The following is a 21191-nucleotide window of genomic DNA, read 5'->3' as shown; positions in this document are numbered from 1 at the left end:
CAGATTGATTAAAATATATTTCTATGCAGGTTGGCTCACTTCTTTAAACCAGCCGCATAAAAAGGGCCGTGAACTGCGATAGTTGATAAAATACGAGCAATTTCCTCAGGTGTTTCTTTTTGGCCATTATTTAACCATTGCTGAATGACACCTATATGAGCAGATGCCATATAAGAAGTTAGGTATTCGCTTGGAACAAGCAAATTCTCTTTATCAATAAGAGCCCCATTTGTATCTTCAAATAGTGTTTTCCACATAAAGTCTTTCAGTTTTGTTTGGAAAGATAAATCTCCTTTTGGACTTAGCGCAGCTTTCATAAAATCACTATTTTCATTTAGAAATTCAAGAATAGAAGCGATAAGTACAAATGGCGTCGTTGGGGAAGGGTTTGAGCCAAGATCGGCAATCACTTCAGGGAATTTTTGTTTGGCAATGCTAGAAAACTCGTGCATAATTTCTTCTTGGCATTTCGTCATTAAATCAAATTTATCTTGATAGTGCGCATAAAATGTACCGCGATTTATGTTCGCTTTCGTTGTAATATCTTTTACTGTAATGGCGTCAAAACCTTTTTCTTCAATAAGCTCCACTAGTGCATTTCGTATGGCCGTTTTCGTACGAATAACACGTAAATCTAAATTACTATCACGCAAAGCATGTCCCTCCTTAATTTTACTCAACACATTTAGAAAAAGTGTCTTATAACCGACACATTCACGATTTTTGATTATTGAATAAGATTTAGCTCAAACATATAATTCAAAATATAAATAAACAACACGTTGTTCGTTTATTGTAACGAAAATTAAAGGAGGAGAAAAGAAAATGTTTAAAAACAAACTTTTATTGTTAGCACCAGTTATTGCACTACTTGTTGTTTTTATTTTTTCATTAACATTATTCCCAACTGTTCAACCAAAGCCAAAAAACTTGCCAATTGCAATTGTAAATGAGGATCAAGGTGTAGAAGTTCCAAATCAACCGAAAATGAATATGGGGCAAACAATTGTTGATAATATCAAAAAAACAGCGAAATCAGATGAAGAACCTGCGGTGAAGTGGGTAGAAGTGAAAAATAAGGAAGCAGTTCAAAAAGGTTTAAATAATCAAGAGTATTATGCGGCATTCGTCATTCCGAAAGAATTTAGTATGAAACAGGCTTCATTACGAACACCGCAGCCATCTTCACCAGAAGTAGAAATATTAATTAATCAAGGAATGAATATGGCTGCATCAACTATGGCAGGGCAAATGTTAAATGGTGTAGTGGATAATATGAGCAACAATGTTCGCACACAAATATTAGATGGATTGAAAGCAAGGGGAGCTACTTTAACAACAGATCAAGCTTCGAAATTAGTAACACCTATTGTAAAGCACGTGAAAAATGTGAATGAGGTCGGAAAAAACAGTGCGAACGGTAACTCACCAATGTCATTATTCCAGCCGTTATGGATTGCAAGTTTAGCTAGCGCAGCAATTATTTTTATTGCGATTAGTAAAATGCCGGTACGTACAAGAAAAGAAAACTTTGGATTAAAACTAAAACAAATAGTAGCTGGAGCAGTTGCGACACTTGTAATTGGTTTTGGCCTTACGTGGATTGCAGATGGGATGGTAGGGTTAAATATTTCGAATTTCACGGATACTGCGTTGTTCTTATCCATCACGTCTTTTAGCTTCTTCTTAATGATATCGGCGGTACTTTCATTAGTTGGGCTAAAAGGTATCGGTTTATTCGCACTCTTACTATTCTTCGGGGCACCGTTATTATCATTAGCGCCTGAAATGTTGTCGCCATTTTATCAAGATTGGGTTTATTCTTGGTTACCAATGAAATTTATGATCGAAGGACTAAGGGAGATCTTCTTCTTCGGAAAAGGGGTAAGCTGGAATACACCTGTTACTGTGCTCGTTTGGATTGGTGTGGTAAGTATAGTTATTATTTTAGTGACTGCTTTCAAACGTAGTGCAATAAAGGAACATAAAACAGAATTAAACGCTTAGAAAAAAGAACGTTTCACTCGTAGTGAAGCGTTTTTTTTGTGGTGAAATGATTATTAGTCTATAGGGAAATGAAAAGTTCGTATTTGTGGTTCTTTTTGTATACATGCTCCTACTATTTCAAAGTGCATAAAATGTTATGCGAAATTATGGAGGGGATACGATGTATAATTCGAATTATCATGATTGGTATAGGCAAAATGATAAGTTGATAAGTGATATTGAAAAAGCTATAAACGGAGAGTATAGCGCTATAAGCTGCTACGCAAAATTAGCCAACATGGCTCCAAATGCGGCGGAACGAAATCAAATTCTTGAAATTCGTAGCGATGAAATAAAGCATTTTCATCAGTTTGTACAGATCTATACAAATTTAACTGGTCAACAGCCGAAACCACAGATTACAGAAGAATGCCCGAATACGTACTTACAAGGATTAGAATTCGCTATACAAGATGAACAGAAGACAGTAGATTTTTACTTAGAAATTTCAGATGAAACATCGGATGCATCTGTGAAAGATTTGTTACGGAGAATAGCTGCAGATGAACAAAATCATGCGGTTTGGTTTTTATATTATTTTGTGAAGTCGAAGTGAGTATAAAGAATGAGTGGCTGATGTGATGAATATATTAGAAATTATTTTAAAGCGCAGTGCAACAATTGAATGAAAAACTTAAATATAAGCAGAAAGAAACCGTTTCATAAGTAGTGGGACGGTTTTTCGCGGTGAAATACAAGTTACATAGGTATCGACAAAATATAGTAGTTGAATTTGGTATATAATGTATGAAATGAAAACGAAAATAAATAAGCTAGGAGCAAATAAATGAAAAGAGGAATTACAGTAGATATTCCAAATGAATATGATAATTTACTTTGGAAAGTGTTAAAGTCAATTGATATTTCTTCATTTGATTGGTGGGTGGGGAGTGAGGAGTCATACTTAGTAGCACGTGGTGGATTGGATGAGGCATTATTTCCAGAAGAACCAAGTATAGTAGTGGAAGGATCAGATTTGAAAAGATTAGTTAAAGACAATATATATTATGTTATTTTTGCAGATTTAAAAGCGTATCCAAAAGGAGAGGAAGTAGTAGATATTGAAACATATGAAGAATTTAAAGAGAGTAAGTGTGAATTAGTTTTACTAGTTGCGGATTGTACATACGTCACAGTTTACGCTAAAGATCAAAAAGCGATTGAATTGATGTATGAAAACGCACTGAATCAAGGTTTTTATGTTGAATACGTTACAGACGAAAATGACGGTAGAACGCGTTTGTCAGTATAGTAGTAATTTGAAAGGGGAACGGCAATATGGAGAGAAATACAGTTAAAGAATATACAATTCGAACTGCTACTGAAGAGGAAAGCGATAGCATTATTACTCTATTAAGAGAAGTAGCAGAGTGGTTACAACATAAAGAAGTAAATCAATGGCAGTATCTGTTAGGAGGAGAGGCTACAGCTGAAATATTAGAATGTATAAGAAATAAATATACGTATATTGTTATGAAAGAAGATGAAATTGTTGGTACGATTACAGCATCTCCTAAACAAAATGAATGGGATGAACATATTTTTGGTAAAGAGGAAGTTTCGGATTCAGTATATATTCATAGATTTGCGGTGAGACGGAAGTATAAGGGGAATGGAATAGGAGAATCGATTTTGCAGTGGGTAGAAGAAAATGTACAGTGTGATAAAGAGTACTTGAAGTTAGATTGTGTGGGACATAATCGTACGTTGAATGATTTTTATAAGAAAAATGATTTTGAGTATGTGGGCAGTACGGATGGGCTTAGTAAGTTTCAAAAGAAAAGGAGAAAATAAATGAATCCAATTAACGTAAGTTTAGTTAAGAAGTTAATACACAAACAGTTTCCTGAATGGGCACATTTAGAAGTGAAACCTGTAAAGTTTAGTGGGCATGATAATAGAACGTTTCACTTAGGAGATCAGATGAGTGTTAGATTACCAAGTGATGCAGCATATGCACCGCAAGTAGAGAAAGAAAACAAGTGGCTTCCTATATTAAATAAGGAACTTTCTTTACCAATTTCTGCACCAATTGCAAAAGGGCATCCGTCTGAAGAGTATCCGTGGCCATGGTCTATTAATAAGTGGATAAAGGGAGAGACAGTTACGAAAGAAAATGTTCGTGACTTACATGAATTCGCAGCGGACTTAGGATCATTTCTACTAGAATTGCAATCCATTGATTCTAGTAACGGACCAATAGCTGGAGCGCATAACTTTTACCGAGGCGGGTTTATATCTGTATACGATGAAGAAGCGAGAGTAGCTATTGAAAACAATAAGGACGTTTTTGATGAGGCATTGTTAAAGCACCTTTGGGATTTAGCGCTCCGATCAAAATGGGAACGCACACCAGTTTGGATTCATGGAGATGTTGCGCCAGGGAATTTACTCGTTAAAGATGGAAAGCTTTGTGCCGTAATTGATTTTGGTATACTAGGAGTAGGTGATCCTTCGTGTGACGCGGCGATGGCATGGACATTTTTTGATGAAAATAGTAGAAACGTATTTAAAGAAGTGTTGAGGATGGATGAGGAAACGTGGGATAGAGCGAGAGGATGGACGCTTTGGAAGGCGTTAATTACATATGATGCGAATAGAGATAGTAATGAAAAAGTAGCTGAGGAAGCATATCGTGTAATCCAAGTGATTGTGGATGATTATAAAATGAGATGAAAATAGTAATGTGTAGCACAAGTTTTGATTGAAGTTATTTGACGTTTACTATGCAATAAAAAGGAGGGAACATAATTGAAAGTCAGGCAAGGGAAATATGAAGAGATAAAATTGCGTGATAGAATTCCAGGTATGGTTGAATATATAGATAGCACAAGACTTCGGGCTGATTTTCACTACTATATCCCTCCACACTGGCATAGAAGTATTGAAATTAGTTTAGTAATATATGGAGACGTTTTTTTGTATGTAAATGGGCAAAAAAAGAAAGTATCAGCTGGCGAGTTTATTTTTGTAAACAGTGGAGATGTGCACGAATTTGAAAAAGTTGAGAATGCAAGTTGTGCAGTAATGATGTTAATAGTTTCGTATGAATTTCTTAAAGAGCTAAATGCTGATTTTGATAAATATAGATTTACTCTACAAGCATCATTTGTGCAGAAAGAAAAGCTCCAACAAATATTTTATGAATTAAAGGAGTTAGTCACAAATTTTGATGAGTTAAGTTATATAAAAATGAATAGTTTAATTTATGAGATTGTTTATATTCTATTGCGCCACTGTAAAGATAGAAAAAAAGAAGATAATGATTTTCAATTTGGAAATAAACAAAAAGAGATAATTACATATATGTATGAACATTATGATGAAAAGCTTAAAATGAAAGATGTAGCGAAACACTTTTTTGTAAGTGAGGAACATTTTTCTCGGATGTTCAAAAAATCTTTCGGATCAAATTTCACCTCTTTTTTAACGAGATACAGGCTTCATAAAGCGTATGAAGATATTATTAGCAGTACGAATTCTATACAAGATATAGCAGTGAAACATGGATTTCCCAATGTGAAGTCATTCATTTCGCGGTTTAAAGAGAAATATGGGGATACACCATTACAGTATAGAAAAAATATCATATCAAAAAATGACAATAACTGAATCAAATATGAACAACAATAAAAATACGTTCCATGTTACATTTTGTACATGGAACGTATTTTTATTTAGTAAATGGAAATGTATACGGTTATATAATTTTTCGGAAAATGAAAGCGTTAAAAAAGAGATGGGGGAATAGTGAATGTCTAGAAAATATAGCTTAGATTTATTAGAAAAGATTCAAGAAAAACAAGAAACCATCAATGTACAAGGCGCAGAAGTAATGGTGAAAAACATACCAGATTGCGATGAAAAGGGAGCAATGGATCCACGTCTTTATAAAGATATGAAGGTTCAAATGAATATAATGAGGTTTATGCCTAAAAATATGATGAAAATGGACGCTTCTGAAAAATCGGTAAAGAATATGAGAAAGCAGTTTAATGGTATTAAAAGCGTTCCAATCGTAACGAAAGATATAAATATTACGAATGAAACAGTTAAAGTGGAAGATGGATATGACATTCCGATAAGGATTTATAATAGTATTTCAAAACGAGAAAACGCGCCAATTTTATATTTTATTCATGGTGGCGGATTCATGGCAGGATCACCAGATGTGGTAGAAGAACTTGTGAAATTAATAGTAGAAAAAACAGATATACTAGCCTTTTCTGTAGATTATCGATTAGCTCCAGAACATCCTTTTCCAACTGGACATACAGATTGTTACACTACTTTAAAATGGATTTATGAGAATGCTGAAGCATTCGGCGGTGATAAGAATAATATTTTTGTTGCGGGTGATAGTGCTGGAGGGAACTTAACACAGTATTGTACAACGAGAGATATGGAAGATGGTAGAAACTTCGTTAAAGGGCAATTACTTCTGTATCCTACACTTAACATGTGTGACTATGAAGACGAGTTTTATTCTTGGAGTATAGATAAATATGAGATTGCTCCGAAATATAAAAAAGGATTAGAAAAAATGCTTAATATGATGCATGCAATGGTCGGAGGGATGGCAGAAATACTTGGTACGGAAGACATTCATTCGAAGTATTTAAGTCCATACGTTGATGTATCTTCAGATTATCCAAGTACATTTATTACGGTAGGAGAACATGATTTTTTAATGATTGAATGTTTAGCGTATGCAGCTAAATTGACGAAACAAGGAGTGGATACTGAAACGATTCTCTATCGTGGTTTAGGGCACGCGTATGGAGATAATGTAGGTGTCTATCCTCAAAGTGAAGATTTAGCGATTGAAATGGGGAGTTTTATATTGAAGAATAGTAAGAAAGACTCCTACTTCGAGCAATGATTTTAAACTCTACTTTGTGCTTTAAGTGAGAATATCTAAAAAGTATATAAAAAGCCTAATTTGATCTAAATGTTTCAAATTAGGCTTTTTTATATGATTAAATATTCAAGATCAAAAGAAGGAATAAAACTATATTATACAGAATATTTAGATAATGGGAGGTGTCGAATTTTGAGTGAAATTGAATTAAAAAGTAATGTAATTAAGACAGGACGAGAGAGGAGTATTATTCTTCGGTTTATACTTGCTAGTCTCGTAGGGATGTTTATGTTTTTCGTACCTGTTACGATAAATGGAGCTTCTTCTATTATGATTGATCATATCGTATCGTGGATCCGTACTTCAGTTCCTGGCGTAGTACCTTATTATGCATTGTTTGTTATGGTGATTGGTGCGATTTATCCATTTTATACGAAGAAATGGAATGCATCTATCGTAGACATTTGCTTTTCTATTTTAAAAGTAGTTGGTGTTGTTTTTGGCGTATTATATTGTTTTAAAGTGGGACCAGCTTGGTTTTTTGCACCAGATGTTGGGCCGTTTTTGTATGAGAAACTAGTTATATCGGTAAGTTTACTCGTTCCAATTGGTTCGGCGTTTTTAGCGTTATTAGTCGGATATGGGCTGCTTGAATTTATCGGTACATTTTGCCGTCCGATTATGAGACCTTTATGGAATACGCCGGGACGATCGGCAATTGATGCGGTTGCCTCCTTCGTTGGAAGTTATTCACTAGCCTTATTAATTACGAACCGTGTATATAAAGAAGGAAAGTATACGACAAAAGAAGCAGCCATTATCGCTACAGGATTTTCTACAGTATCCGCAACATTTATGATCATCATCGCAAAAACATTAGACATTATGCATTTATGGAATGTTTATTTTTGGACTACACTTGTAGTAACATTCATCGTGACTGCTATCACCGTAAGAATCCCACCTCTTAGTAGAAAACCCGATACATATATTACGAAAGAAGGGTTCCCAGAGCCCGTTTATAAGGAAAAAATGTTAGAACGTGCTTGGGAAGATGCATTAGAAGTATCAAAATCTGCACCGAGCATTATGAAAAATATTGCAGTGAACTTAAAAGACGGTTTTATTATGACGATGGGAATTTTACCATCTATTATGTCAGTAGGGTTAATTGGTATCGTCTTAGCGAAGTTCACGCCAATATTTGATTGGATCAGTTATATTTTTTATCCATTTACATGGGTTTTACAATTACCAGAAGCAGACTTAGCTGCTAAAGCGGTATCAGTTGGTATTGCAGAAATGTTTTTACCATCATTATTAGTTGTAAGTGCGCCGCTCGTGACAAAGTTTGTCATTGCGGTTGTTTCGGTATCATCTATTTTGTTTTTCTCCGCTTCAATCCCTTGTATATTATCGACAGATATTCCGTTAAAAGTATCTGAACTTATTATTTTGTACGTGCAGAGAACGATATTAACGTTGCTTATTATTACGCCGATTGCTTATTTGGTGCTTTAATAGGAAACCCTCGCTTTCTATGTGAGCGAGGATTTTTGTTGTTAAAATCATTATATATATTAATTTTGCGATTTTAATTCGTATGTTATAGTAACAAAAGAAGGGGGCTTACAAATGGAAATCATTCACGAAAGAGCAAAATTACGGTTAATGGATAGTGGTGATGTCGAAACTTTGTTTTCGATTGTAGAAGGAAATAGGCAAATTTGGGCGTATTTAATCTCTAAAATGGAAACTGTTCAAGATATGCAGCAATATGTTCAAAAAGCGATAAAGAGTTATGGAAAGGGTACACAAATCCCTTTCGCTGTAGTGGATCAACAGACGAACAAGATTGTAGGGAGTACACGTTTATATAATATTTCAGTAGAAGATAAAACAGTGGAGTTAGGGCAGACGTGGTACCATCCAAGTGTGCAACGTACGAGTATAAATACAGAATGTAAGTATATGCTTCTCCAGTATGCTTTTGAAAAACTGCATATGCTACGAGTGCAAATTAAGACGGATGTAAGAAATGAAAAAGCACAACGAGCAATTGAAAGGTTAGGCGCGGTAAAAGAAGGTGTGCTAAGAAATGAAAGAAGATTGCCGAGCGGTCATGTGAGAGATGCAGTTGTGTACAGTATTATTGCGAGTGAATGGTCAGGCGTGAAAGGAGAATTGTTAGAAAAATTAGAGTTATACAAAGAAAAGCTATAATTCGTATTTTGTAAGGTATATGATCGTAATTTGCGAATAATATACCTTTTTTTCTTACAAAACACTAACTTATTTAATTTACTTTTGTTTCATCATTCCCTTCTGAGAAAAAATTCGTTACAATGTAGTTGTATGGTAATAAACTAATGAATTAAAATTGTAATGAAAACCGCAAATGAAAAATGAATTGATAATCCTCAATTTTAAATGAAAACCCTTTTATATATAATAAGTAAAATACCTTCTTTTAAACAAACTCAAACAAAACGATTTGATATAAATGTTTTTTTATAGAAGTATGGATGATGTACGGAGGCAATTACAAATGAAAGAAAATAAGAAGAGTAAAAAAAGACGAATCTTTCAAGTGTTTTTATTAATGATTTGTTCTGCTATTTTGTATGTGAGCTATGCAGCTTACGATATTTGGAGTTATCGCTTTAAAACGGATGATGATGTGAAGACAGATGCTGGTATCGTGCTAGGAGCAGCTTCATGGAACGGAAAACCATCTCCTGTATTTAAGGAAAGAATTAATCACGCGATTTCTCTATATAAAAACGGAAACATTAAGAAAATTATTTTTACAGGTGGTACAAAGTTTGAAGCGGAGCTTGAGGAAGCTCGCACTGCTAGAGTATATGCATTGAAACAAGGTGTAAAAGAGGAGGATATTTTAATTGAAACAAAATCCCTTTTCACTGAAGAAAATTTAAAGAATGCGAAAGAAGTTGGAATAGAGAACGGAATACACTCATACACGATTGTAAGTGATCCACTTCATATGAAACGCGCAATGAGAATCGCAAAACATATTAACATTGAGGCATATGCTTCACCGACTCCAACATCAGCATATAAAACGTTAGATACAGAAATTCCATTCTTTTTTAAAGAATTATTCTCGTATATCGGATATGTAACCTCTTTGCCGCTAAAGGCATTGAAGGGGGATTAATATAAGAAAAGGACCTGTTTTTCTATAGGGATTTTTCTTATAATCCAAAAACATTGTATTTTTATCGGAATAGTGAAACAATAGAGAGGTAGCTTCATATAATCATAATGACAAAATGAACGGTTTATGAATCGAGCATTTACGGGCAGCCCGACTCCCACTGAACTTCTTTGCTCCACCTGAATTTTGAGGTGGGAGTTTTACTGCCCGCAAATAGCGGGATAAAGGAGATTATAGTATGGCACTCTCATTTGTTGAAACAGAAGAACAATCTTTCATTATTGAACAAATAAATAAATTGATTCCGAAGTTCATGGAAAGGGAGCATCAATTAAGTGAATTAGGATCATTTCCGTATGAAAATATTAATAATTTAAAAGATATCGGATATACGAAATTAACGTTACCGAAGGAATTTGGTGGTAGTGCGATTTCTTTATATGACTTCGTTTTATTTCAAGAGAAAATTGCAGAAGGCTGTGGAGCTACTGCATTATCGATTGGATGGCATATCGGTATTGTAAAAGAGCTAGCTGAAAATCGCTCTTGGAATGATGGAATGTTCAAATGGTTTTGCGAAGAAGTGCGTAATGGTGCACTCTTTAATCGGGCAGCAACAGAACCGAAAACAGGAAGTCCGACGCGTGGTGGTAAACCAGAAACAATCGCGGTGCAACAAGGCGAGAAGTGGATTATAAATGGAAGGAAAACTTTTACAACGATGGCACCAGTACTTGATTATTTTATTATTTCAGCAAGTATGGAAGGCCGAGAAGAAGTTGGTGAGTTTGTCATTCCAAGAAATACGCTCGGTGTATCAATTGAAGAAACATGGGATAGCGTTGCGATGCGAGGAACTGCTAGCCACGACCTTGTCTTAAAAAATGTGGAAATAGAAAACCGCTTCTTTACGAATGTATTGGGCGGGAAAGTGAAACAAAAGGGTATTGGCTGGTTGCTACATATACCAGCATGTTATTTAGGAATCGCACAATCAGCAAGAAATTATGCAGTTCAGTTTGCGGAATCATACAAGCCAAATAGTTTAAACCATTCTATTAGTTTATTACCGAGTGTTAGAAGATTAGTTGGAGAAATAGAGCTTGAGCTTATGCAAGCTCGCGTCTTTTTATATCAAATTGCGAAAAAGTACGATGAGGCAGAAGATAAACTATCACTACAAGCAGAACTAGCGGCAGTGAAATACGCAGTAACAAATGCGGCGATATCTATAGTAGATAAAGCAATGCGTATCGTAGGAGCGAAAAGTTTATCAGAAAAAAATCCACTTCATCGTTATTACTTAAATGTCAGAGCGGGTTTACACAATCCGCCGATGGATGATGCAACATTGTCTATACTGGCGGATGCAGCACTTCGGTCGTGATGTTTTAGGAATAGAGCTTATGAATTTAAATGTTATTGTTTATGGACAATATAGTTGTTTTGAAAGCACGTATTTGATTAGTAATCGAACACGTGCTTTTTATTTGTTTGCCATCCTAGTTTGAAATGTAGTGTTTTCATATAAATGATTATCATGATTTGATGAATGTTCCTGGATGAAAAATATTTATTGTAATGCCAGTTTGGAAATCTTGTAAATACTTACTAGATTTAATCCCAAATTAAGGGTCTTTCCAAATTTATTATTCGCAAATATTGTAAAAATTGACCTGCATGGACTGCATCATGATAGGCAATTCGTAAAAGCATATCTCCTAAATATCGTTGATAGCCAACATCGCTTCTATCAATAAGTGTTGAATTTAACTCTGTTACGTTTATTGATTGAACATATTCTATGAAGTCAGTGAAGTATGATTGTGCTAGTGCAATCTCTTTTTTAACACAAATAATTGGTTCGTTATCATACGGAATTTGTATGTCGTTTATCGATCCGTTGTTTTTTAAAATCATATGATAGTAAAAAGTCGAGCTCCATACATGACGAATCATCTCACCAAAGGACATAGCCTCATTATCAGGTTTCCAAGTAAGAAAGTTATTGGGAAGAGAACTCCATAATTTTTCTGAGCGTCTTCTCGTTTCTTTTAAATTTAAAATACTAAGATCAATTGCATTCATTTTAAAATCCCCTTTACAATTAAATTTAAAATAATTGTATCAATTTAACAGTTAGGGTATCATCGAAATATGAATGTATATCCGAATATCTCATATGTAGCTAAATTAATTGCTGAACCTACAAGAACAATCATCTTAGATTGTCTAATGAATAATCAGGCGCTGCCTGCTAGTGAATTAGCTTATATGGCAAAAGTGTCGCATCCAACAATTAGTTCTCATCTTTCTAAATTAGTAGAGGGGAATCTACTTACAGTTGAACAACATGGTAGACATCGTTACTATCGACTTGCTAATCAAGAGGTAGCGGAAGTTCTTGAAAAGTTAGGAACAATCGCACCAACAGTTCAAGTTCGCTCCTTAAAACAATCGGGTCAATTAAAACAAGTTCGTTATGCTCGAACTTGTTACGATCATCTTGCAGGCAAACTTGGTGTAGAGATAGCTGAAAAATTACTGGTTAGGGAATTTATAACTTTAAAAGATGGAGAATATATTGTAACGGAACAAGGGAAAGGATGGTTTCTGAATTTTGGAATAAATATTGAAAAGGCAGAGACAAAAAGGAGAGTATTTGCAAAACCTTGTCTTGATTGGAGTGAAAGACGCTATCATATTTCTGGTTGGTTAGGGTCTGAAATAGCAAAACTGTTTTTTGAACAGGGATGGATTACAAAAACGGATAAGAGTCGAGCGGTTCATCTTACAAAGAAGGGCGTAAAATTATTGGAAAATCAATTAGATATTGATATGAAAACTGAAGAAAGAAATGTTTGAAATTATATTGGTACTGCTATTGCACCTATCATTTCGATTATAATTTTTACAGTTCTTCATACGAACCAGCTTTCGGATCTTGCTATTTATTTACCTGGCGTGGTGATACTTACTATTGCTTATCTTATTTCTAAAAGATCCATTGCATATGTCATGGCGATACATATATTAAACAATTGCCTTGGTTTCATTCTGTAAGAAACTAAACATAGTTCTGTTGCAACGTTAAAAAAACAGGAACAGAAATGATAAACGAGGATTACAAATTAGACAGTGACTAATAATGTAGGTAATCCCTTGTACGTCGAAAAACGGCAGTTTGGATGTAAACGGTGATAAGGTGTTTTTTGTTGGGAAGGAATTTGTAACTTTTAATAGAATAATTTATGAAGATGATTAGATAGTAAATGTTTACACATAAGGAGATAAAACTATGGAAAAGAACAAATTACTAAGAATGGACAATGTCAGTATCGTTGTAGAATCTCTTGATGACGCAATCTCTTTCTTCGAGGAGATTGGCTTGAAACTCGAAGGTCGAGCTACTGTCGAAGGTGAATGGGCTGGTCGCGTAACCGGACTGGGCTCCCAGTGCGTAGAGATTGCTATGATGGTTACGCCAGATGGCCACAGCCGAATTGAACTTTCGCGATTTCTCACCCCACCTACTATATCAGATCACCGGACTGCTCCTGTAAACGCCCTCGGTTATTTACGCGTCATGTTCACTGTTGAAGACATTGACGAAATGGTATACAGACTCACGACTAAGTGTGGTGCTCAGCTCGTTGGCGAAGTGGTTCAGTACGAGGACTCGTATCGACTCTGTTACATTCGTGGAACCGAAGGGCTTCTAATCGGTTTGGCGGAACAACTCGGTAACAAATAAGAAAGTGAAGTTTTATAAAAAAACTTTACTGAAATATATTACTGAAGTGAAAATTGAAACAGAATAGTAGTGTGAAAGTAACTTTAAGAAGTATGGTACGTCATGACAGGACTCTCCGAACCACTTGGTCGCCGGGGAAGAAGCAGGGAAGAGATTCAGGCAACATGTCTGTGAAAACGTTATATGCTAATTCTTCTCAATTTGAAGAAATTTATTATTCAATAAAAGGGCTCTTCTCCAGAGCGACAAAAAAGCTAATTTCCTTAATTTTAATATTGAGTAATTTGGCTTTTAATTTTGGGATTTTTTAACATTGTAAATTCGTATTTTCCTGAGCTACCCTATGCTCATCAAACTAAGAAGAGCAACTACTCCAAAGCGAGAAAATTGACATCTCCAGATGAGGATGTACAATTTTTTGTTTTGAGGATGCTCCAAAATATTAGCTTGATAGCAATGGGCAGCATCCCTTGAATAGCTTTGAAGAACTCAATTCTAAAAAATACATCTGAACGAGAGATAATGGAATGTTCTTTTGTAAGATGTATATCTTTTTCTCTTTTTAGTAGTATTGTTCATGAAAAATAGCACATTACAAATAAGTGTTATCAATTGAAAAAATCTTTCTTTTCATTCTTCTTTTTATAGTTTTATAGGAGAAAGCTAGGCTTCTTATTTTTACTAATGTATAATAAGAAAAAAGCACGAAAAGAGGTTATCTCATGCTAGAGGTTATTGCAACATGTTTAGAAGATGTGAAACGAATTGAAAGCGCGGGTGGGAAGCGGATTGAATTAATTTCATCTTATACAGAAGGTGGATTAACACCGAGTTATGCATTTATTAAAAAAGCGGTAGAAGCAGTAAATATACCGATTCACGTTATGATTCGTCCGCATGCGAAGTCTTTTACATATACGGAAGAAGAAATTGAAATGATGAAAGAAGACATTATCGTTGCGCAAAAGTTAGGTGCAGCAGGCGTTGTATTAGGCGTATTAAACGAACAAAAAGAAGTTGATAAAGAGAAGCTAGCAGATTTGTTATCTGTTGTAGATGGAATAAATATAACGTATCACCGTGCGATAGATGATATAGAAAATCCAGTAGAAGCGATAAGAATTTTAAAGGAATTCCATAAAGTGACTCACGTGTTAACTTCAGGTGGACAAGGAAATATAGTAGATAATATTCCAGTGCTTAAAGATATGCAAAAGGTAAGCGATGGTCAAATTCAACTTGTAGCTGGAAGTGGTGTAACGAAAGAAAATATAAAGCAGTTATTAGATGAAACTGGAATTTCGCAAGCTCATGTCGGTACAGCGGTAAGAGAAGGTAAATCATGTTTTTCTGAAATTGATCGAAATTTAGTGCGAGAATTAGTGGAAATAATAAAATAAGTGCATAAGAAAGAGGAGAAACGATGAAGGAAAATACGAAGAAAGAATTATTCTCTTGGGTTAAAACAATCGGATTTACTCTTGTACTAATTGTAATTATTCGCGGTGTTTTATTTACACCTTCTTTAGTGCAAGGTGAATCAATGATGCCTACTTTAGAAAATAATGAGCGCGTTCTCGTGAATAAGATTGGTTATAGTATAAGTGGATTAGATCGCTTCGATGTTATTGTCTTCCACGGAAAAGAAGGATACGACTTAGTAAAACGAGTAATTGGTTTACCAGGTGATACAGTTGAGTATAAAAACGATGTTTTATACGTAAACGGAAAAGCGATGGAAGAACCATATTTAAAAGAGTTTAAAGACAAAGCAGCTGGCCGTGTATTAACTCCAGACTTTACATTAGAACAAATCACAGGGAAAACGAAAGTGCCAGAAGGCCAAGTGTTTGTTTTAGGAGATAACCGTGAAGTTTCTAAAGACGGTCGTATGTTCGGGTTTATTTCAGAAGATGAAATTGTCGGAAAAGGACAAGCTGTTTTTTGGCCGTTGAAACAAGTAAGAGCATTATAAAGCAAGTATGGGAGAAATATTCTTCCTGTGGATTTAAATCACATTTTTTGTAAAACTGAATGTTCATTTAAGAAAGACAGAGGTCATTTTGATTATTATTTTTCAAAATGGCCTCTGTTTATTTTAAGATAGTATTGCAAGGAGGGAATTTAAATGATGACGAAAGAAGCAGAAGTTATCTTGAACAGGAAAGGAGCCAGAAAAGTAAACGAAATTCCTAAAGAGGTCTTACAATTACTACAGCAAGGGAAAATAGAAAGTGTTAATTTAACAGAATGGCTAGCTATAAATCATATTGAACTACTCAAAAACGTCTTGCCTTCAATAGGTCTCAAGAATAGTTTGGAATGTATAGTAGTTGAATTAGAAAAACAGAACGTGGAAACAGGAATGAAAGTCATACGAATAACAGGAACTTTATTGGATGAAATTATACTCAAAGAGAATGAAGGAAACAAGGAAGACGTACTGTTAAAATTATCTAGTCATATTTCAGATAGTGTACGATGTTGGGCAGCGTTTATGAATAAAAAATCAAATAACACATTAAAAGATACATTAACGTACATTCGACCTTTTGCAGCGGATCATCATTTTGGTGTTCGAGAAATTGCTTGGATGTCTATTAGAGAAGATCTTTCACAGAATATAGAAAAAAGTGTGGAGTTGTTAGTAGAATGGGCAAAAAGTGAAGATGAGAATATTCGCAGGTTCTCTGTAGAATCTATTCGTCCTCGAGGTGTATGGAGTAAACATATTGAAACATTAAAACAAGAACCTGAAAAAGCACTGCCCATTCTTAATTTACTTAAATCAGATCCATCAAAATATGTCCAAGACTCGGTTGGAAACTGGTTAAATGATGCAAGTAAAACGAAACCAGATTGGGTAATGAACCTGTGTGAAGAATGGGAAAAGGATACTGACATAAAATCAACTAGTAGAATTATTAAAAAAGCTAAAAGAACGATTTTGAAAAATAAGTAATATGTAACTAATAGACTTGTTAGTTGAACGAAGGAACAATCAATCATGTTAAAAAAAAGAATACTTTGAATAACTATGAGAAGAGCATGTTTTGATCAAAAATTGATTCAAACATGCTCTTTATATTTTCTTTTATAGCAGTGTTATTAATGAAAAGTGATCAAATTTTATTTTAAATCTAAACTTCCGTACTTTTTATTGTAACTTTTATTCTAATAGTTCGTTCTTCACGTGTTAAAGTTTTGTCAATCATTCAAGAGCCTTTCATTTTATATAAATCACTTATTATTTGTTTTTTTTTTATAGCGGATTATGTACGTGAAAAAAATATTGATAGAATTGAAAGAATATTTTATAATTTTAAATTATATCTTTGTTTCGAAAAATGGAATTAAAGTTCCGAAATTCGGAATAAAAAGGAGATAGGATGAGTATAAATAAAACGGCAGTGAAGACAATGGATATTTTAGAGTTATTTTATGAGCATGAAGAGTTAAGTTTAACAGAGATGGTTCAGCTTACAAATATGCCGAAAACATCTGTTTATCGTTTAATCGGTTCGCTAGAAGAAATGGAGCTTTTACAAAAAAATGAGAAGGGGAAATATCGCCTTGGAGTCGTTTTTTTACGGTTTGGGCAACTTGTTTCACAAAGATTATCAGTAAGAAATATTGCGATTCCATATATGAAAGAGCTTAGAGATAGTTTAGGGCAGGCAGTTAATTTAATTATTCAAGATGGTAATGATGCAATTTACGTTGAAAAGATGGAAGGAGTTCAGCCGGTACGTGTTTATACAGCGGTTGGAAGAAGAGCACCTCTTTATGCGGGGGCATGTCCGAGAATTTTACTATCTTATTTTTCTGAGGAAGAGAAAAGGAAGTACGTAGAGAAAACCGATTTAAAACAGTTTGCGGATGGAACAATCGTGAATAAGGAACATTTGCTAGAAGTATTACAACTAGCGAAAAAGGAAGGTTACACAATTAGTTATTCTGAATTAGAAAATCATACAGCGGCTATAGCAGCTCCGATTTTTGCGAATGATGGAACGGTTGTAGCAGGTATTAGTATTTCAGGTTTAGCAATTGAGTATAGCGAAAGTAAAATTTCATATTTTACTGCGAAGGTGAAAGAAACAGCATACCGCATTTCGAAAGAACTCGGCTTTTTGGCATAGAAAGAGGGAATGGGATGAAATTTTCTGCGTTAGGGGATCAAGCAATTATTGTTACGTTTGGTGAAGAAATTAGGATGGATATATACGGAAAAGTGCAGCGATTATTTCAAGCGTTGAAACAACATCCATTTACAGGAATGGTTGAATGTGTGCCATCGTTTACTTCATTAGCAATTTACTATAATTTGTACGAAGTATGGATGCAAAATGAGAGAAGTGAAAGGTCATATGATTACGTTTGCCAATATATACAGGAGCTGTGTGATTCATATAAAGAAGAAGTGAACCAGAATGTGAAACATATTTCTATACCAGTTTGCTACGGAGGCGAATATGGGCCGGATTTAGAAGAGGTCGCACATTATCAAGGTTTGCAAGTAGAGGATGTTATTCGTATACATAGCGAAACAACATATTTTGTGTATATGTTAGGTTTCACACCAGGATTCCCATATTTAGGGGGATTATCAAAACAATTAGAAACACCTAGAAAAGAAACACCACGGTTACAAATTGCTCCTGGTTCGGTAGGGATTGGTGGAAAGCAAACAGGTATTTATCCGCTTGAAACACCGGGTGGATGGAATATTATCGGCCGAACACCGATTTCATTATTTAATCCAAGAGAAGAATCACCTACCTATATTCAAAGTGGTATGTATTTACGTTTTATCCCGGTAACAAAGGAAGAATACGTATCGCTAGAGGGGGCCAAAGAATGGATGTAGAGGTTTTACATGCGGGGATGCTTACAACAGTCCAAGATTTAGGACGATTTCATTATCAACAGTATGGTGTACCAGTTGGCGGTGCGATGGATAAAAATGCACTTAGGCTAATCAATATGTTAGTCGGTAATGAAGAAAATGAAGCAGGTTTAGAAATGACGATAATGGGACCTAAATTGTTACTAAAGAAAACGACTTTGCTCGCGATTGGCGGAGCGGATTTGGAACCGTTATTGAATGGAGAACGAATTCCGTTATGGCGTCCTATTTTAGCAGAAGAAGGCAGCATGCTTTGTTTTGGAAAAGCGAAACGTGGGTGCAGAGCATATGTAACATTTGCTGGTGGTATTCATATTGATCATACAATGGGAAGTAAAAGTACATATATGCGAGCTGCTATTGGCGGGATTGAAGGAAGGATGCTCAAAAAGGGTGACTATTTTCAAATTGGTACGCACGCAGAAATGGCGAGTGGTTTCATTCAAAACTTACAAAAGGAAGAGCGAATAAAAACAAAATGGGCAATTCGTAATAACGTCTTACCAAAATATAAGAAGCATCCTACGCTTCGCGTCATAACAGATTTTGAATATAATCAGTTTACAGAAAAAAGTAAAGAGTCATTTTTTATGAAAGAGTATAAAGTGTCCAATTATGCTGATCGCATGGGATATAGGTTTGATGGGGAAGTTTTAAATAGAGAAATAGAACAAGAAATTCTATCAAGTCCTGTTACATTTGGAACCATTCAAGTTCCAAATGGTGGGCAGCCTATTATATTAATGGCAGATAGGCAAACGACAGGTGGCTATCCGAGAATCGGAAATGTCATTTCAGTAGATTTACCTTTGCTTGCCCAGCTGAAACCAGGGGACTATGTAACTTTTGAAAAAGTTTCTATAGAAGAAGCGGAGCAATTGTACATAGAGCAGGAAGAAAATATGAAACTATTAAAGAAGTTCATCGCTTTACGAAGCTGAGAGTAGGAGGGAAATATCGTGACGACAATCGATTTGAATTGTGATTTAGGAGAAAGTTTTGGAGCTTATAAAATGGGGAATGATGATGAGATTCTTCCGTTCGTTACCTCTATAAATGTTGCTTGTGGTTTTCATGCGGGTGATCCGATCGTTATGCGTCAAACAGTTGAAAAAGCTTTGAAACATAACGTAGCAATAGGGGCGCATCCTGGATTTCCTGATTTAATTGGATTTGGAAGAAGAAACATGAATGTTTCAGCAAGTGAAGTATATGATTACGTTTTATATCAAATTGGTGCATTAGACGGGTTTGTGAAAGCGGCAGGCGCGAAGATGCATCATGTGAAACCGCACGGTGCCCTATATAATATGGCGGCAACTGACCCAGCAATCGCAGATGCAATCGTAAAGGCAATTTCTCATATGAACCCGGATTTATTACTTTACGGATTAGCAAATAGCGAGGCGTTTATACGGGCTGCAGAAAAATATAACATAACACTCATGCAAGAAGTTTTTGCTGATCGTACGTATAAGCAAGATGGGACATTAACAAGTCGTACAGAAAAAAATGCACTTATAACAGATGAAGACGAAGCGATAAAACAAGTGCTTCAAATGGTAAAAGAAGGATATGTAGAAGCGGTGAATGGAGAGAAAGTAACAGTTCAGGCGCAAACAATTTGTTTGCATGGAGATGGAGAGAAAGCGGTACAATTTGCGGAGAGAATATACAGAACATTCGAACTTAATGGTGTTTCTATATGTGCACCGAAATAAAAAATGAGGGGAAGTGCTGGAAATGATTAAATTAATTGGGATACTACTTGTTGCAGTTGGCTTTCTATTTAGGTTAAATACACTATTAGTAGTAATGGTTGCAGGAATTGTTACTGGTATGGTTTCAGGATTAAGTTTTTATGACGTCATCAGCATGTTCGGTAAATTTTTTATAGAAAATAGATATATGTCTATGCCTATTATACTAACTTTACCTGTAATCGGAATTTTAGAGCGTTATGGTTTAAAAGAAAGAGCAGAAGCACTTATAACGAAATCAAAAGGGGCAACAACTGGAAGAGTATTAATGTCATATTTTACAATAAGAGAATCATCAGCGGCACTAGGGCTGAATATTGGTGGTCATGCGCAAACAGTAAGACCGCTCGTTGCACCAATGGCAGAAGGAGCAGCACAAGGTAAATACGGTAAACTTCCGGAAAAATTAAGAGAAAAGATTAAAGCGAACGCAGCTGCTGCGGAAAATACAGCTTGGTTTTTCGGGGAAGATATTTTTATCGCAACTGGTGCGATTTTATTAATGAAAGGATTCTTCGATTCAGTAGGTATGCATGTCGGAGTATGGGATATGGCGCTTTGGGGTATTCCAACAGCAATATCCGCACTAATCGTAAGCTGGATTAGATTCAGAAGGTTTGATAAATATATAGCGAAAACAATGAAGGCAGAAGGAAAACAAGAGAAGGAGGCTATATAAG

Annotated in this window: 23 protein-coding genes and 1 pseudogene; 22 read left to right on the top strand and 2 right to left on the bottom strand. The window is 35.2% G+C overall.

What is annotated here, in order from left to right; genetic code table 11:
* Positions 1–35: 35 nt before the first annotated feature.
* On the bottom strand, positions 36–653 hold the full coding sequence (locus JDS95_RS14930; protein WP_206773862.1) for a TetR/AcrR family transcriptional regulator: 618 nt from the start codon (positions 651–653) through the stop codon (positions 36–38).
* A 172-nt stretch (positions 654–825) separates the two neighbouring features.
* Between JDS95_RS14930 and JDS95_RS14925 the strand changes: the two genes are divergently transcribed.
* From JDS95_RS14925 to JDS95_RS14875, 11 genes are all read left to right on the top strand, one after another.
* A complete protein-coding gene (locus JDS95_RS14925) occupies positions 826–2007 on the top strand; it encodes a YhgE/Pip domain-containing protein (RefSeq protein WP_199690594.1) in 1182 nt (393 codons plus the stop codon).
* Positions 2008–2167: 160 nt separating this feature from the next.
* Complete coding sequence (locus JDS95_RS14920; protein WP_000282812.1) at positions 2168–2602, top strand: ferritin-like domain-containing protein; 435 nt, start codon at positions 2168–2170, stop codon at positions 2600–2602.
* A 231-nt stretch (positions 2603–2833) separates the two neighbouring features.
* Positions 2834–3298 carry a DUF2691 family protein gene (locus JDS95_RS14915; protein ID WP_199690593.1) on the top strand — a complete coding sequence of 155 codons (465 nt, stop codon included), beginning with the start codon at positions 2834–2836 and terminating at the stop codon, positions 3296–3298.
* 26 nt (positions 3299–3324) lie between these two features.
* Positions 3325–3840 carry a GNAT family N-acetyltransferase gene (locus JDS95_RS14910; protein WP_000440854.1) on the top strand — a complete coding sequence of 172 codons (516 nt, stop codon included), beginning with the start codon at positions 3325–3327 and terminating at the stop codon, positions 3838–3840.
* Positions 3841–4722: an aminoglycoside phosphotransferase family protein gene (locus JDS95_RS14905; RefSeq protein ID WP_001068236.1), complete on the top strand. Its 882-nt coding sequence runs from the start codon at positions 3841–3843 to the stop codon at positions 4720–4722. It abuts the gene before it with no gap.
* A 75-nt stretch (positions 4723–4797) separates the two neighbouring features.
* Positions 4798–5658, top strand: coding sequence for an AraC family transcriptional regulator (locus tag JDS95_RS14900; RefSeq protein ID WP_199690592.1), 861 nt, complete (start codon positions 4798–4800; stop codon positions 5656–5658).
* 142 nt (positions 5659–5800) lie between these two features.
* Complete coding sequence (locus JDS95_RS14895; protein WP_199690591.1) at positions 5801–6928, top strand: alpha/beta hydrolase; 1128 nt, start codon at positions 5801–5803, stop codon at positions 6926–6928.
* Between the two features lie 171 nt (positions 6929–7099).
* Positions 7100–8428 (top strand): YjiH family protein, encoded by a 1329-nt coding sequence (locus JDS95_RS14890; RefSeq protein WP_001289427.1) that lies wholly within the window; start codon positions 7100–7102, stop codon positions 8426–8428.
* Positions 8429–8542: 114 nt separating this feature from the next.
* Complete coding sequence (locus tag JDS95_RS14885; protein WP_000402594.1) at positions 8543–9130, top strand: GNAT family N-acetyltransferase; 588 nt, start codon at positions 8543–8545, stop codon at positions 9128–9130.
* Between the two features lie 325 nt (positions 9131–9455).
* Positions 9456–10088 carry a YdcF family protein gene (locus tag JDS95_RS14880; protein ID WP_000662220.1) on the top strand — a complete coding sequence of 211 codons (633 nt, stop codon included), beginning with the start codon at positions 9456–9458 and terminating at the stop codon, positions 10086–10088.
* A 238-nt stretch (positions 10089–10326) separates the two neighbouring features.
* Positions 10327–11475, top strand: a complete 1149-nt coding sequence (locus tag JDS95_RS14875) for an acyl-CoA dehydrogenase family protein (RefSeq protein ID WP_001218352.1) — start codon at positions 10327–10329, stop codon at positions 11473–11475.
* Positions 11476–11705: 230 nt separating this feature from the next.
* On the opposite strand, the gene JDS95_RS14870 is transcribed toward JDS95_RS14875, so the two are convergent.
* A complete protein-coding gene (locus JDS95_RS14870; RefSeq protein WP_199690590.1) occupies positions 11706–12176 on the bottom strand; it encodes a DinB family protein in 471 nt (156 codons plus the stop codon).
* A gap of 69 nt (positions 12177–12245) precedes the next feature.
* On the opposite strand from JDS95_RS14870, the gene JDS95_RS14865 reads away from it, so the two are divergent.
* From JDS95_RS14865 to JDS95_RS14815, 11 genes and pseudogenes are all read left to right on the top strand, one after another.
* A complete protein-coding gene (locus JDS95_RS14865; RefSeq protein ID WP_001103834.1) occupies positions 12246–12953 on the top strand; it encodes an ArsR/SmtB family transcription factor in 708 nt (235 codons plus the stop codon).
* Positions 12954–13151: pseudogene (locus tag JDS95_RS14860) on the top strand (CPBP family glutamic-type intramembrane protease); the annotation flags it as partial.
* A gap of 235 nt (positions 13152–13386) precedes the next feature.
* Complete coding sequence (locus tag JDS95_RS14855; RefSeq protein ID WP_000414361.1) at positions 13387–13842, top strand: VOC family protein; 456 nt, start codon at positions 13387–13389, stop codon at positions 13840–13842.
* Between the two features lie 722 nt (positions 13843–14564).
* On the top strand, positions 14565–15242 hold the full coding sequence (locus tag JDS95_RS14850) for a copper homeostasis protein CutC (protein WP_199690589.1): 678 nt from the start codon (positions 14565–14567) through the stop codon (positions 15240–15242).
* Between the two features lie 23 nt (positions 15243–15265).
* Positions 15266–15817 carry a signal peptidase I gene (gene lepB / locus JDS95_RS14845; protein WP_000662505.1) on the top strand — a complete coding sequence of 184 codons (552 nt, stop codon included), beginning with the start codon at positions 15266–15268 and terminating at the stop codon, positions 15815–15817.
* Between the two features lie 153 nt (positions 15818–15970).
* Entirely contained in the window at positions 15971–16804 is an 834-nt protein-coding gene (locus JDS95_RS14840; protein ID WP_199690588.1) for a DNA alkylation repair protein, read from the top strand.
* A 427-nt stretch (positions 16805–17231) separates the two neighbouring features.
* The gene (locus JDS95_RS14835) at positions 17232–17984 is read left to right on the top strand and encodes an IclR family transcriptional regulator (protein ID WP_199690586.1); all 753 of its coding nucleotides are present in this window, start codon (positions 17232–17234) and stop codon (positions 17982–17984) included.
* A gap of 14 nt (positions 17985–17998) precedes the next feature.
* Complete coding sequence (gene pxpB, locus JDS95_RS14830) at positions 17999–18712, top strand: 5-oxoprolinase subunit PxpB (protein ID WP_000672292.1); 714 nt, start codon at positions 17999–18001, stop codon at positions 18710–18712.
* Positions 18703–19692: a 5-oxoprolinase subunit C family protein gene (locus tag JDS95_RS14825; protein ID WP_199690584.1), complete on the top strand. Its 990-nt coding sequence runs from the start codon at positions 18703–18705 to the stop codon at positions 19690–19692. Before pxpB ends, JDS95_RS14825 begins: the two co-directional genes overlap by 10 nt.
* A gap of 18 nt (positions 19693–19710) precedes the next feature.
* Positions 19711–20472 (top strand): 5-oxoprolinase subunit PxpA, encoded by a 762-nt coding sequence (gene pxpA, locus JDS95_RS14820; protein ID WP_199690582.1) that lies wholly within the window; start codon positions 19711–19713, stop codon positions 20470–20472.
* 22 nt (positions 20473–20494) lie between these two features.
* Positions 20495–21190, top strand: a complete 696-nt coding sequence (locus JDS95_RS14815; protein ID WP_000593386.1) for a DUF969 domain-containing protein — start codon at positions 20495–20497, stop codon at positions 21188–21190.
* Position 21191: the final 1 nt, after the last annotated feature.

It is taken from the genome of Bacillus cereus group sp. N24, assembly GCF_016483345.1.
GTDB classification, from domain to species: Bacteria; Bacillota; Bacilli; order Bacillales; family Bacillaceae_G; genus Bacillus_A; species Bacillus_A toyonensis.
This window is presented reverse-complemented; position numbering and strand designations above follow the sequence as displayed.